We start from the raw sequence: 12,740 nt of genomic DNA on the forward strand, positions 1-12,740 counted from the left end.
CCAAACGGGTAGGGTCCCAGGTCATGGTCACCATGCGGGATGTCGCGGCTCTCGCGGGGGTCTCCATCACCACGGTGTCACACGTGATCAACGAGACGAGGCCGGTCGCCGGGGACACGCGCGAGCGCGTCCAGAAGGCGATCGACGAGACCGGCTACACGGGCGACGCCATCGCGCGATCGCTGGTCATGGGCGGCACGAAGTCGCTCGGCCTGGCCGTGTCACTGGTCTCGCACCCGTACTTCGCCGAGCTGATCGCCGCCATCGAGTCCGAGGCGACTCGCAACGGCTATTCGCTCGTGCTGATCGACACGAGGGACACCCCCGAATCCGAGCAGACCGCGGTCAGAATGCTGCGCTCGCGAAGAGTCGACGGGCTGCTGCTCACACCATCGGCCGGCGCCGGGGGAAGCCTCGTGCTGCCGGAGCTCAAGAAACTGAACATCCCCACGGTGCTGGTCGACCGGCTGACCGTGGCCAAGGACATCGACCAGGTCGGGCCGGAGAACGTGCAGGCCACGTCGGGTCTGGTCAAGCACCTCGCGGAGCTGGGGCACCGCCGGATCGGCATCGTCTGCGGCCAGGCAGGCGTGGCGACGACCGAGGAACGCATCCTCGGCTACCGCCTCGGCCTCGGCCGCGCGGGCCTGAAGTGGGACGAGGCGCTGGTCTCGCAGAGCGGCTGGCTCGCGCCGCTGCTCGACCAGGACGACCCGGCCACGGCCGTCGTCGCGGCGGACCACCTCGTCACGGTCGGCATGCTGCACGAGGCACGGGCCCGCGGCCTGAAGCTCGGCACCGATCTGGCCGTCGTCGCCTACGACGAGGTCGAGTGGGCCACCCTGATCGAACCACCGCTCACCACACTGGCCCAGCCGGTCGAGGAGATCGGACGGACCGCGGTGAAACTGCTGCTCTCCCGCATCGCCGACCCGCAGAGGCCGCCGGAGACCATCCGGCTCGCGCCCTCCCTCCGGCACAGGCAGTCCTGCGGATGCTGATCCCCGGACTGGTCTCGGTGACGTTCCGGCAGCTCACGGTCTCCGAGATCGGCGCGCTGGCGACGGAGTGCGGGCTGCAGGCCGTCGAGTGGGGCGGCGACGTGCACGTGCCGCCCGGCGACTTCGCGGCGGCGCGGCGGGCGCTGGACACCGGTCTGAAGGTGGCCGCGTACGGGTCGTACTACCGCGCGGGCGTCTCGGATCGGGCCGACCTGGCGCCGATTCTGGAGACCGCGGCCGAACTGGACGCGCCGTTCGTGCGGGTCTGGGCGGGTACGTCCGGCTCGGCGGAGTGCCCTGACCGGGCGCCGGTGATCGAGGCGTTGCAACACGCCGTCGAACACGCCGAGGCGATGGGCACGAGGATCGCGCTGGAGTACCACCGGAACACGCTGACGGACACGCTCGACTCGACGGTGCAGTTGCTCGACGAGGTCGACGGCGTGGTGTCGTACTGGCAGCCGCGCGGCGGGCAGGACGTGTTCTCGGCCATGCACGAGGTGCGGACGCTGGAACCGGTGACGGCGCACGTCTTCTCGTGGGGTCCGGGTGGCTTCAAGGAACGGTTCCCGCTCGCCGAGCGCCGTGACCTGTGGAAGCCGGTGCTGACCGAGCTCGCGCGCGACGGCATCGAGCGCAACGCGCTGCTGGAGTTCGTGCTGGACGACTCGCCGGAGCAGTTCCGCGAGGACGCCAAGGCGTTGCTGGGCTGGCTCAAGCCGTAGCGACGTCCAGACCGCGCCGTTCGAGCAGGGCGGCCGCTTCCAGGCACATCCAGCCACCGAGCTGGACGGAAAGGTCGCGGCCTTCCTCCTCCACCGCCGGGACGGTCCACTCCGGACCGAACAACGGCCCGCTCACCGCCATCACCCGGTTGTTCCACGCCGCTTCCGCCGACTGGACGACGAGTTCCCTGGCCAGGTCCGCGGTCTCGTGCCGGTCGGGATCGAGGTCGGGAATGATCAGCGCGGCCTGGGCCAGGTAGCGGACGAGGATGCCCGCGAACAGGCCGCCGTCGCCACCGCCCTGGCCCCGGATCACGCCGTTGGTGGCGAGGTCGTCGTGCACGGCGGTGATCGTGCGGGCGGCCTTGTCGAGCCACTTGTCCTGCTGGCCGTGCTGGGCGAGCTCGACGCACGCGCCGATGAGAACTCCTTGGCAGTACGTGTAGATGTTCTTCTCGTACTCGCGGATCTCGCCGTTGGGATGGACGTGCAGGCCGTCCCACGCGAGGCCGTTCCCCGGATCGACGAGGTGCTCCTCGACCCAGTCCACGATGGACCGTGCGCGGGCGAGGTCGGCGCGTTCGTTCTGGCGCGCCAGGAAGATCGCGGCAGGGCCGTTCGCGGGAACGTTCTTGAAGTCGTCGTTGCGCTTCCACCAGATGCCGCCGCCGGCGTGGTCGGTCCAGGCCTCCCGCAGCCGTTCGGCGATCGCGTCGAGCGCCTTGGGCTTCGCGATGCCGACCTCGTGCTGGGCACGTTGCAGGGCGAGGCCGAGCCACGCGATGTCGTCGTAGAAGTCGTTGGTCCAGCCGAGGATGTTGCGCACCCGGATGCCCCGCACGACCTTGGCGATGGCCGTCCTGCGCAGCTCGTTGGGCGAGCGCAGGTAGCCGTCGATCATGTTGTCCAGCAGGTGCGCCTGCCACCAGTAGTTGAAGCTGATGTGGATCTTGTCTTTGAAGAGCGGGGGCCACGCCCGCGCTCCGAGAAGCGTGCCCGGCACACCCCAGACCCGCCGAAGGTGCCTGGAGTACACCGCGCGCTCCGCGACACCCGCGCGTGCCGCCAGCAGTTTCGCGATCACCACCTGGTCATCGTGCGTGCTTGACCGGTCAAGAAGCTCGATGAATCACCCAGTGGTAGAGGCCCATGGCCACAGAAGTGGTGAGGTTGTAACTGCTGACCTTCTCGCGCATGGGCAGCCGGACGATCCTCGCGGCCTTCTCCCGGACCTCCGCCGAGAGCCCATGGCGTTCCGAGCCGAACGCCAGCACGGCGTCGTCCGGGATCGGGCCTTTCAGCAGGTCACCGTCCGCGTCGAACGCGATCAGCTCACCGGCGAAGTCGAGGCTCTCGACCTTGGCGACCGGCAGCGCGAAGTGCAGCCCGGCGGATCCGCGCAGCACGTTGGGGTGCCACGGGTCGACGTCACCGGTGGAGATCACGCCGCCCGCGCCGAGGCCGGCGGCCACCCGGATGGCGGCACCGAAGTTGCCGAGGTTGCGCGGGTTGTCGAGCAGGACGACCGGGGCGCCCCGGTCGAACGGCAGGTCCGGCTTCTCCGCGAACCCGGCCACGCCCGTCGGGTGCGTGCGGCCGACCCTGAGCTTGAAGTGGTTCTGGTCGACCTCGGTGGCGGCCTCGAACCGCTCGCGCAGATCAGGTGCGTGCGTCTCGGCGAGGCTGATCGCGGCGGCCAGGTCCGTCGTGATCAACGGGTGCACGTCGGCGCCGAAGCGCAACGCGTGCTTAACAGCGTGAAAGCCTTCGAGCAGCACGGTGACCAGCATAGAAGCCGGCCCACGAGATGATCACGATCGACCCCAGCACCAGCTGGACCAGCGTCGACGCGCTCTCCGGGTACCAGACGCCGTCGATGTAGTGGTCGATGAACCCCGTCTCGAGCAGCGGCATGCCCGCGAGCCCGCGGAAGTGGTTCTCCCACACGGTGATCGGGCAGGTGATCGGGGTCGAGAGGCTCAGCACGGCCCACACACCCATCGCGAGGTGCGGGTAGATCACCCAGCGCCACCGCCACGCCAGAAAGCCACCGACCAGCAGAAACGCCAGCACGGCGAAGTGCAGCAGCATGACCGCTTCGGCGAGGAATCTGGCCATTCGCACCACCCCGTCCTCCAGCCTAGTGGCGTGGCCCGGAACGTTGCCGGGGGAATTCGCGGTCAGACGGGTGCATCGTGGTGTCGCCCCCACGTCCTCGTACTGGTTGTACGGGGGCGTGGGGGCGGCGCCGCGAGGCGCCCTGCTGGGCGTGGATTACCTCGCCGACGTTCCGGGTCGCGCCACTAGGACGGGGTGGCTCGAAGCGCTCTTGACAAAACCTCAGGCGAGCCCGAGGTCGTTCAGGTCGAGCAGGTAGCGGTACTGCAGGCCCTCGGCCTCGATGGCCTCCTTGGCGCCCGTGCCGCGGTCGACGACCGTGGCGACGCCGATCACGTCGGCACCGTGCTCGCGCAGCGCGTTGACGGCCGTGAGCACCGAACCACCCGTGGTGGAGGTGTCCTCGACCGCGAGCACCCGCTGCCCACGCACGTCGATGCCCTCGATCTGGCGCTGCAAGCCATGCGCCTTGTTCGCCTTGCGCACGACGAACGCGTCGAGCACGTCACCGTCGGCGCCAGCGGAGTGCATCATCGCGTAGGCGACGGGATCCGCGCCGAGGGTCAAACCGCCGACCGCGACGAAGTCCCAGTCCGACGTGAGCTGCCGCAGCAGCTTGCCGATCAACGGGGCCGCCGCGTGGTGCAGCGTCGCCCGCCGCAGGTCTACGTAGTAGTCGGCTTCCTTGCCGCTGGAGAGAGTCACCTTGCCGTGCACAACGGCCAATTCGCTCACGAGACGAGCGAGTTCTGACTTAGCGTTCGCGTCCAAGACCACTTCAGTTCGCACGGGTCGCAAGCTTCGCACACCCGCGCGCTTGACGCCTCGTACGCTGCATCACCGTGAGCACCCTCTACGTCGAACAGCCGTGGACCGCGATGAGTCTGTTGTTCCGGCCGCACTACCTGGTGGAGGTGTTCGACGAGCAGGACGCGCCGGTCATGGTGGTCAGGGAGCGCACCGGACCCGGCCTGCAACGACCGCTGCGGCACACCGGGTTCTCCGGCTGGACGACGTTCGACCTCGACGTGGTCGCGCCACACGGCCAGCCGATCATGCGCATCGGCAAGGGGTTCGGCCGGCGGCCGGACGTGCGCGTCAGCACACCTCAGGGCCAGTTGATCGGGACGATCAGGACGCACAGCGCGTGGCAGCAGTCGCTGCACGACGCGAACGGTCAGCAGCTCTGCTTCTTCGGCGACATCGCGCGGATCGAGACCGGTGCGCGTGCCCAGCGTCACGGCAAGCGCGTCCGCCGGGACCGCGTCCAGATCAACCCGCAGGTCAGCGAGCCGCTGCGGTCACTGGCGACCGCCTGCGCGGTCGCCTTCGACGTCGTTCGCGGCACCGGGACCCGCCACACGAGCAGTGGCGGCGTGGACTGGCCCGTCTGACTTCCATCACGTGCGACCGCGGCCGCCCGCGAACCGCGACGCCATCCTGCGCACGAGGGGCCTCGGCAGCAGCCTCGAGATGGTCACGATCGCCTTGTACTGCAGGCCGGGGATCGACAACGGCTTGCCCCGGCGCAGGTCGCGCAGCGCCTCGTGGACGAGCTTGTCGGCGTCGACGTAGAGCCAGCTCGGCGTCTTCGACATGTCGATCTTCGCGCGCTGGTGGAACTCGGTCCGCACGAAACCGGGGGCCAGCGCCATGATCCGCACGCCGGTGCCCTCCGCCGCGAGCGACATGCCCTCGGAGAACGTCGTCACCCACGCCTTGTCGGCGCTGTAGCTGGTGCCGCGGCCGGGCAGGAAGCTGGCGACGCTGGACACGTTGATCACGTCGCCCTTGCCGCGCGCGATCATCGCCGGGATGGCGGCCCTGGACAGCCGCAGCACCGTGGCGACGTTGACGTCGAGCTGTGCCTGGAGGTTGTCGACGTCCGCGGCGAAGAACTCGCCGGTGTTCGCGAAGCCCGCGTTGTTGACCAGCAGGTCGACGGCCTGCTCGGCCAGCCGCTGCTCGACCCTCAGCCGGTCGTCGTGGTCGCTGAGGTCGGCCGGCAGGACGTCCACGTTCACGCCGTGGCGTTCGTGCAGCTGCTTCGCGAGTTCTTCGAGTGCGGACGCGGTGCGCGCGACCAGCACGAGGTCGTATCCCTCGGCCGCGAGCCTGCGGGCGAAGGCGGCCCCGATCCCGACGGTCGATCCGGTCACCAGTGCGGTTGGCATGCCACCGAACGGTAGTCGGAAAGTCGCCGGGGCCGAAGGCCGCCGATGATCACGCTTCGTGCTTCGCCGGACGACGGAGCACGAACAGGCGCAGGGCGAGGCCGGAAACGACCATCGCCACCCCGCCGAACAGCAACCAACCGACAGACGCACCCGTGTTGGCCAGCGTCACGACGGACGCCGTACCGGCCACGGCTACGGGCGGAACAATCTTTCCTCCGTACATCGTGCTTCCCTCCGGGGGTTCGGGGACACGACGGACTTGCTGCCCGGAGTATCTGAATCGCGCGCCGATGTTTTACACGGAGCGAAGTGTGATGTAGATCACACGACTTTGGATGCGGCCCGGAACAGTGCTGGTCGAGGCGGCACGACAAGCGGTACATAAAACCTGTTGATCACCCAACGTCACAGGGCCCACGCGTGCGTGGGCAACAAAAAAGCCGCTGCCGAACGTTCGGCAGCGGCTTCGGCGGAGGTTTCGTCAGGGCTGCTTGCGGCCGAACGACGGGCGGTAGACCTCGCCACCCTCGTCCTCTTCGGCCACCGGTTCCTCGCGCTCGGACGGGTCCGGGTCGAACGGGTCGATGACGTCCGCGAGCTCACCGACGTCGCGCAGCAGCCGTTCGAGGCGCGCGGGCGACGAGTTCGGCGGCGCGGCGGCCAGCACCCAGTCGTTCTCCATCCAGACGACCGTGACGTCGCCCCCGATCTCCTCGGCGGCATCGATCAGGTCCGGTGTGATGATCTTGCGAGCCGCCGGCACGTCCGTGACGAACGCGTACCGCGACCCCACCGGCCCGAGCATGTCGGGCATCGGCTTCTTGTCGTCGTCGCGCTGGAACGGCACGGTCGACAGCCACAGCTCGATCACCACCGACAGCGCTCTGCGGCAGCGCACGCCGACCAGCACCGAGTTGACCTTGCCGCCTGTCTCGTGATCGAGCACGTAGACCTGCCTGCGGCCGTCCGCGGTGAAGGTGGAGCCGGCGACGACGTCACGGGCGAGACCCGTGCCGTAGTACGCGATGGCCCCGGCTTCCCACCGGGTCGGCAGCACGTGGTCTGTCTCCTCGAACTGCCAGCCCCTCAGAGCAGCCCAACGGCGCCGTTCACGATTACGCGCGGTTCGTTGCGCCCGGTCGGTCGCGAGCAGGGCGAACCCCGCCACGCCCGCCACCGCGGCGACGGTGAACCAGACCCACGCCGGTATGCCCACAGCCAGAGCCTAGTGGGTCGGAGGCGAGGAACGAAGATCACTTCCGCGCGTCGTGACCTGTGTGTGCCGATTGGACGCACGCGAGCACACGAACGCCTGGTCAAACAGGTCGTAGGTGGTTTCCGCCCGGATAACGACGGAAACCACCCACGAGGCGACCTCAGGCCGCGCGGCCCACGATCAGGCCGCTGTTGTCGTCCAGCACGTCGACCCGCACCGTGTCGCCGTCCCGCACCTCGCCGGCCAGCAGCTCCTTCGCGAGCTGGTCACCGATCGCCGACTGCACCAGCCGCCGCAGCGGCCGGGCCCCGTAGATGGCGTCGAAGCCGTTCAGGGCCAGCCAGTCGCGGGCCGACGCCGTGACGTCGAGCGTCAGGCGGCGAGCCGCGAGCCGGTCCGCCAGACGAGTGATCTGGATGTCCACAATGGACGTCAGTTCCTCGGTGGCGAGCGCGTGGAACACGACGACGTCGTCCAGCCGGTTCAGGAACTCCGGCTTGAAGTGCCGTTGCACCACGGCCATCACGGCGTCCTTGCGTTCCAGCTCGGTCAGCGACGGGTTCACGATGGTCTGTGAGCCCAGGTTCGAGGTGAGCACCAGGATCGTGTTGCGGAAGTCGACCGTGCGGCCCTGACCGTCGGTCAGGCGGCCGTCGTCCAGGACCTGCAGCAGCACGTCGAACACGTCCGGGTGCGCCTTCTCGACCTCGTCGAGCAGCACGACCGAGTACGGGCGGCGGCGGACCGACTCGGTGAGCTGGCCGCCCTGGTCGTAGCCGACGTAGCCGGGGGGCGCGCCGACCAGGCGGGCCACCGAGTGCTTCTCGGAGTACTCGCTCATGTCGATGCGGATCATCGCCCGCTCGTCGTCGAACAGGAACGCCGCCAGCGCCTTCGCGAGCTCGGTCTTGCCGACGCCGGTGGGGCCGAGGAACAGGAACGAGCCGGTCGGGCGGTCCGGGTCGGCGACTCCGGCGCGCGTCCTGCGCACCGCGTCCGACACGACGCGCACGGCCTCGGCCTGGCCGACGACCCGGCGGGCGAGCTCGTCCTCCATCCGCAGCAGCTTGGCGGTCTCACCCTCCAGCAGGCGGCCGGCCGGAATGCCCGTCCACGCCGCCACCACGTCCGCGACGTCGTCGGGCCCGACCTCCTCCTTCAGCATCGCGGCGTCCTGTGTGGACTCCGCGGCGACGGAGAGTTCCTTCTCCAGCTGGGGAATCCGGCCGTAGCGGAGTTCGGCGGCACGACCGAGGTCGCCGTCGCGCTCGGCCCGTTCGGACTCGCCGCGCAACGACTCCAGCTGCTCCTTCAGGCCGCGCACGCGGTCGATGGAGCTCTTCTCGTTCTGCCACCTGGCCGTGAGCGCCGACAGTGCCTCGCGCTTCTCCGCGAGCTCGGCGCGCAGGGCGCGCAGCCGTTCGATCGACGCCGGGTCGGACTCCTTGGCCAGCGCCATCTCCTCGATCTCAAGGCGCCGCACGGCACGTTCCACGGTGTCGATCTCGACGGGCCGCGAGTCGATCTCCATGCGCAGCCGGGACGCGGCCTCGTCGACGAGGTCGATGGCCTTGTCCGGCAGGAAGCGCGCGGTGATGTAGCGGTCGGACAGCGTCGAGGCGGCGACGAGGGCGGCGTCCGTGATGCGCACGCCGTGGTGCACCTCGTAACGCTCCTTGAGGCCGCGCAGGATGCCGACCGTGTCCTCGACCGACGGTTCGCCGACCAGCACCTGCTGGAAGCGGCGTTCCAGGGCGGCGTCCTTCTCGATGTGCTGGCGGTACTCGTCCAGGGTCGTGGCACCGACCATGCGCAGCTCACCGCGGGCGAGCATCGGCTTGATCATGTTGCCGGCGTCCATCGCCGACTCACCGGTCGCGCCGGCACCGACGATGGTGTGCAGCTCGTCGATGAACGTGATGACCTGCCCAGCCGAGTCGGTGATCTCCTTCAGCACGGCCTTGAGCCGCTCCTCGAACTCACCGCGGTACTTGGCGCCCGCGACCATCGAGCCGAGGTCGAGAGCAACGACCCTCTTGCCGCGCAACGACTCCGGCACGTCACCGGCCACGACGCGCTGCGCCAGGCCCTCGACGATCGCCGTCTTGCCGACGCCGGGCTCGCCGATCAGCACGGGGTTGTTCTTGGTGCGCCGCGACAGCACCTGCACGACCCGGCGGATCTCGGCGTCACGGCCGATCACGGGGTCGAGCTCGCCCTTGCGCGCACGTTCGGTCAGGTCGACGCCGTACTTCTCCAGCGCCTTGTAGGTGCCCTCGGGATCAGCGGACGTCACCCGCGCCGACCCGCGCACCTTCGCGAAGGCCTCGGTCAGCGCGTCGGGCGTCGCACCGTGCCGCCGCAGCAGGTCGGCCACCTGGCCACCGTGCTGAGCCAGTCCGACGAGCAGGTGCTCGGTGGAGACGTACTCGTCACCCATCTCGGTGGCGAGCTCCTGCGCCTTGCCGATCACCCGCACGGCGTCGCGCGAGAACTGCGGAGCGGACACGGTGGAACCGGACGCACTGGGCAACGAGCGGGAGAGCTGCTCCAGCTCCTTGCGCACCTGCGCCGGGTCGGCACCCACCGCCGACAGCAACGGCGCGGTCAACCCGTCCGTCTGCGCCAGCAGTGCACTGAGCAGGTGCACGGAACCCACGTCCGGGTTCCCGTTCAGCGTCGCGGCCTGCACCGCCGCGGACACAGCCTGCTGCGTCTTGGTCGTCGGGTTGAAAGCGTCCATTCCTCCACCTCGTGGTCAGCCTCAAGCATGGACCATCATCCCGCACAACGTCAGAAAAGTTGAGCGTGTTCCACTCAACCTTGAATTCGGTACAGATCACAGGCCGACAGAGCGATGATCACCCCATGACGTCCATCATCCACAGCATCACGATCGACGCGCGCGACTCCTACGAGATCGCCTCGTGGTGGAGCAAGGTCCTGGACCTGCCGATCCACCCCGACGACAACCCCGGCGACCCGGAATGCATGATCGAACTGCCGAGCGGCATCCGCTACCTGTTCATCAACGTCCCGGAGAACAAGGAGCTCAAGAACCGCCTGCACCTGGACCTGCAACCCGTCGCCGTCACCCGCGACGAGGAGGTGGAACGCCTCGTCGGCATCGGCGCGACGATCTTCGACGATCAGCGCAGGCCGGACGGCACCGGCTGGGTCACGATGCGCGACCCCGAGGGCAACGAGTTCTGCGTGGAACGCGGCGCAGCCGACCGCACCACGACCTCCTGATCGCGGTCACTCGAAAGCACCAACAGCTTGTCCACAGCGAGCACCGAGTTGTCCACAATCCGCTGGTCAGTATCCACAGGTGAACCGGTTTCAGTGACCACCTCGTCGCCGTCCACCGAGTCCCGCAACGGCTGCTCCTTGATCAGCAGCACCGCAATGACCGTGAACACCGCAAGACCAGCGGCAATCAAGAACAACTGACCCATCGCGTCGCCATACGAGTCCCGCACCACGGGGGAGAGGGAGCCGGGGTCGAGCGTCTTGGTGCTGACGGAGGCAGCCAACACCGCCCCAAGCACCGAGACGCCGGCCGTCCCACCCAGCGACCGCAGGAACGTGGCAGTGGAACTGGCCGCCCCGAGATCGGCCATCCCGACCCCGTTCTGCACGGCCAGCACAAGGTTCTGCATGGTCAGCCCCACCCCGACGCCGACCAGCGCCAGATAGGCCCCCATCAACACCAGGTTGGTCCGGTGGTCGATCGTCCCGAGCAACGCCAGCCCGATGACCAGCGAGAACGACCCCCACACCAGATAGCTCTTCCACTTGCCGCTCTTGGCGATCAACTGCCCGCTGACCGTGGACGAGATGCTCAGCCCAAGCACCAACGGCACCGTCAACAGCCCGGCCTTGGTAGGCGAGAACCCACGCGCGATCTGGAAGTACTGCCCCATGAACACCGAGGCCCCGAACATCGCCGTACCCACCGCGACGCCCCCAAGCATCGCCAGCACCACGGTCCGGTTCTTGAACAAATGCAACGGAATAACCGGCGAAGACGCCCGCCGCTCCACAAAGTAGGCCCCCACGATCGCCAGCAACGCCCCACCGACGAACAGCGCGCTCTCCCGGCTGACCCAGGCGAAGTCCTTACCCGCGAACGACACCCACATCAGCACCAGGCTCACCCCACCGGTGATCAGCGTGGCACCGAGGTAGTCGATCTTCACCCGCTGCTTCTTGACCGGCAGGTGCAACGTCTTGTGCAACACGGCCAACGCCACCAGCGCCAACGGCACGCAGACGAAGAAACACCACCGCCACCCAGGCCAGTCGACGAGGAAACCACCGACCAACGGCCCGCCAACGGTCCCGGCGGAGATCACCATCCCGGTGTACCCGCTGTAGCGCCCACGCTCGCGCGGACTGAGCAACGCACCGACGACAACTTGCCCCAGCGCCTGCACACCACCCATGCCGAGCCCCTGCACGACCCGGAACGAGATGAGCTGCTCCATGTTCTGACTGAACCCGGCCAGCACAGAGCCGACGACGAACAACACGATCGCCGCCTGCAACAACGACTTCTTGTCAAAAAGATCAGCGAGCTTCCCCCACAACGGCGTACTGGCCGTCGACGCGAGCAACATCGCGGTGATGACCCACGTGTACTGAGTCTGCGTGCCCTTGAGCTCGGCGAGGATCGTCGGAAGAGCGTTCGAAACGATGGTGGAGCTGAGGATGGCGACGAGCAACGCCACCCAGATCCCGGACAGTGCTTCGAGGATCTCCCGATGCGACGAGGGCCGAGTCAAACCGGCACACCTCCAGTAATTAGTTGATGACATACAACTATATCTGGAGATAGTTAGCTAGGCCAACTAATCCACTGGCTGATGCATCACACCCAGCGTCGGCCCAGCCGCTGGAGCCCGGATCGCACGAGAAGCCCGATCGCCCGCGAAGCCGTAGGCGAGCCGTCCTCCCCACGCGAGGCCGAAGACGAGCCGTCCTTACCGCGCGGGCCAGGCGGTGGGGTCCCATCACGAGTCGCGCCATAGCTCTTGCTGCATGTGAGAAGGGGTGTCAACTCGACACGCTTTTCGTCGAGTTGACACCCCTTCTCACATGTGGCCCGCTCTTGGCTCGGCTCGTGATGGGACCCCACCGCCAACGCAACCCTCTAAGCAACGCGCAGCCGCCCGAAGCAACAGGCGTGCCATCAACCCACGAGCGGCGCTACCCCCTGATCAGATTGCCGGGGGTCTGGGGGTGAACCGCCTCCCGGAAGTTGGACTGGGAATCCAGTTCCGTCTTCCGGGGAGTGCTGTGAATCCGAGTAGTTCGTTGTCGTCGCGGCAGCGCAGGGCTGCTGTCAGGTTGTTCGAGGCCGGGTTGGGCTATCGGGTGGTGGCGACCCGGTTGGGTGTGTCGTGGTCTGCGGTGGCACGCTTGCGTGATCGGTGGAGTCTGCGGGGCGCGGGAGCGTTGGTGAGTAAACAGCGCGGGCGGGTGTTCTCGTTCGAGTTCA

Annotated in this window: 14 protein-coding genes; 5 read left to right on the plus strand and 9 right to left on the minus strand. The window is 68.1% G+C overall.

Features of this window, described 5'->3' with window-relative positions:
- The first annotated feature begins 23 nt into the window (after positions 1-23).
- Positions 24-1,001: a LacI family DNA-binding transcriptional regulator gene (locus tag BLR21_RS40255; protein ID WP_090015296.1), complete on the plus strand. Its 978-nt coding sequence runs from the start codon at positions 24-26 to the stop codon at positions 999-1,001.
- Entirely contained in the window at positions 995-1,726 is a 732-nt protein-coding gene (locus tag BLR21_RS40260) for a sugar phosphate isomerase/epimerase family protein (RefSeq protein ID WP_090015298.1), read from the plus strand. Before BLR21_RS40255 ends, BLR21_RS40260 begins: the two co-directional genes overlap by 7 nt.
- Here the strand turns inward: BLR21_RS40260 and BLR21_RS40265 are convergent.
- The 4 genes from BLR21_RS40265 to pyrE all read right to left on the minus strand — a co-directional run bounded on the left by BLR21_RS40265 (position 1,716) and on the right by pyrE (position 4,621).
- Positions 1,716-2,813 (minus strand): glycoside hydrolase family 76 protein, encoded by a 1,098-nt coding sequence (locus BLR21_RS40265; RefSeq protein ID WP_090015300.1) that lies wholly within the window; start codon positions 2,811-2,813, stop codon positions 1,716-1,718. The two genes, BLR21_RS40260 and BLR21_RS40265, sit on opposite strands and share 11 nt — an antisense overlap.
- A 25-nt stretch (positions 2,814-2,838) precedes the next feature.
- On the minus strand, positions 2,839-3,504 hold the full coding sequence (locus BLR21_RS40270) for a TrmH family RNA methyltransferase (protein WP_256335244.1): 666 nt from the start codon (positions 3,502-3,504) through the stop codon (positions 2,839-2,841).
- The gene (locus BLR21_RS40275; RefSeq protein WP_090015304.1) at positions 3,476-3,844 is read right to left on the minus strand and encodes a DUF2784 domain-containing protein; all 369 of its coding nucleotides are present in this window, start codon (positions 3,842-3,844) and stop codon (positions 3,476-3,478) included. Before BLR21_RS40275 ends, BLR21_RS40270 begins: the two co-directional genes overlap by 29 nt.
- 222 nt (positions 3,845-4,066) lie before the next feature.
- Entirely contained in the window at positions 4,067-4,621 is a 555-nt protein-coding gene (pyrE, locus tag BLR21_RS40280) for an orotate phosphoribosyltransferase (RefSeq protein WP_090015306.1), read from the minus strand.
- 65 nt (positions 4,622-4,686) lie between these two features.
- Between pyrE and BLR21_RS40285 the strand changes: the two genes are divergently transcribed.
- A complete protein-coding gene (locus BLR21_RS40285; protein WP_090015309.1) occupies positions 4,687-5,238 on the plus strand; it encodes an LURP-one-related/scramblase family protein in 552 nt (183 codons plus the stop codon).
- 6 nt (positions 5,239-5,244) lie between these two features.
- On the opposite strand, the gene BLR21_RS40290 is transcribed toward BLR21_RS40285, so the two are convergent.
- From BLR21_RS40290 to clpB, 4 genes are all read right to left on the minus strand, one after another.
- Entirely contained in the window at positions 5,245-6,018 is a 774-nt protein-coding gene (locus BLR21_RS40290) for an SDR family NAD(P)-dependent oxidoreductase (protein WP_090015312.1), read from the minus strand.
- A 49-nt stretch (positions 6,019-6,067) separates the two neighbouring features.
- Positions 6,068-6,244: an LPXTG cell wall anchor domain-containing protein gene (locus BLR21_RS42150; RefSeq protein ID WP_143028125.1), complete on the minus strand. Its 177-nt coding sequence runs from the start codon at positions 6,242-6,244 to the stop codon at positions 6,068-6,070.
- A 258-nt stretch (positions 6,245-6,502) separates the two neighbouring features.
- The gene (locus BLR21_RS40295; protein ID WP_030477725.1) at positions 6,503-7,237 is read right to left on the minus strand and encodes a type III secretion system chaperone family protein; all 735 of its coding nucleotides are present in this window, start codon (positions 7,235-7,237) and stop codon (positions 6,503-6,505) included.
- Between the two features lie 160 nt (positions 7,238-7,397).
- Positions 7,398-9,980, minus strand: coding sequence for an ATP-dependent chaperone ClpB (clpB, locus tag BLR21_RS40300; RefSeq protein WP_090015314.1), 2,583 nt, complete (start codon positions 9,978-9,980; stop codon positions 7,398-7,400).
- Positions 9,981-10,105: 125 nt separating this feature from the next.
- On the opposite strand from clpB, the gene BLR21_RS40305 reads away from it, so the two are divergent.
- The gene (locus BLR21_RS40305) at positions 10,106-10,489 is read left to right on the plus strand and encodes a VOC family protein (protein ID WP_090015316.1); all 384 of its coding nucleotides are present in this window, start codon (positions 10,106-10,108) and stop codon (positions 10,487-10,489) included.
- Here BLR21_RS40305 and BLR21_RS40310 read toward each other — a convergent pair.
- Positions 10,387-12,024, minus strand: coding sequence for an MDR family MFS transporter (locus tag BLR21_RS40310; RefSeq protein WP_256335245.1), 1,638 nt, complete (start codon positions 12,022-12,024; stop codon positions 10,387-10,389). The two genes, BLR21_RS40305 and BLR21_RS40310, sit on opposite strands and share 103 nt — an antisense overlap.
- 514 nt (positions 12,025-12,538) lie before the next feature.
- Between BLR21_RS40310 and BLR21_RS43040 the strand changes: the two genes are divergently transcribed.
- On the plus strand, positions 12,539-12,740 hold a 202-nt coding region (locus tag BLR21_RS43040), incomplete at its 3' end, for a helix-turn-helix domain-containing protein (RefSeq protein WP_176930029.1).

The organism is Lentzea albidocapillata subsp. violacea (assembly GCF_900100275.1).
In the GTDB taxonomy this organism is placed as follows: domain Bacteria; phylum Actinomycetota; class Actinomycetes; order Mycobacteriales; family Pseudonocardiaceae; genus Lentzea; species Lentzea violacea.

Coding starts and splice junctions, on each gene's coding strand:
- BLR21_RS40255 (WP_090015296.1), top strand. CDS start 24: ATGGTCACCATGCGGGATGTCGCGGCTCTCGCGGGGGTCTCCATCACC.
- BLR21_RS40260 (WP_090015298.1), top strand. CDS start 995: ATGCTGATCCCCGGACTGGTCTCGGTGACGTTCCGGCAGCTCACGGTC.
- BLR21_RS40275 (WP_090015304.1), bottom strand. CDS start 3,844: ATGGCCAGATTCCTCGCCGAAGCGGTCATGCTGCTGCACTTCGCCGTG.
- BLR21_RS40290 (WP_090015312.1), bottom strand. CDS start 6,018: ATGCCAACCGCACTGGTGACCGGATCGACCGTCGGGATCGGGGCCGCC.
- BLR21_RS42150 (WP_143028125.1), bottom strand. CDS start 6,244: ATGTACGGAGGAAAGATTGTTCCGCCCGTAGCCGTGGCCGGTACGGCG.
- clpB (WP_090015314.1), bottom strand. CDS start 9,980: ATGGACGCTTTCAACCCGACGACCAAGACGCAGCAGGCTGTGTCCGCG.
- BLR21_RS40305 (WP_090015316.1), top strand. CDS start 10,106: ATGACGTCCATCATCCACAGCATCACGATCGACGCGCGCGACTCCTAC.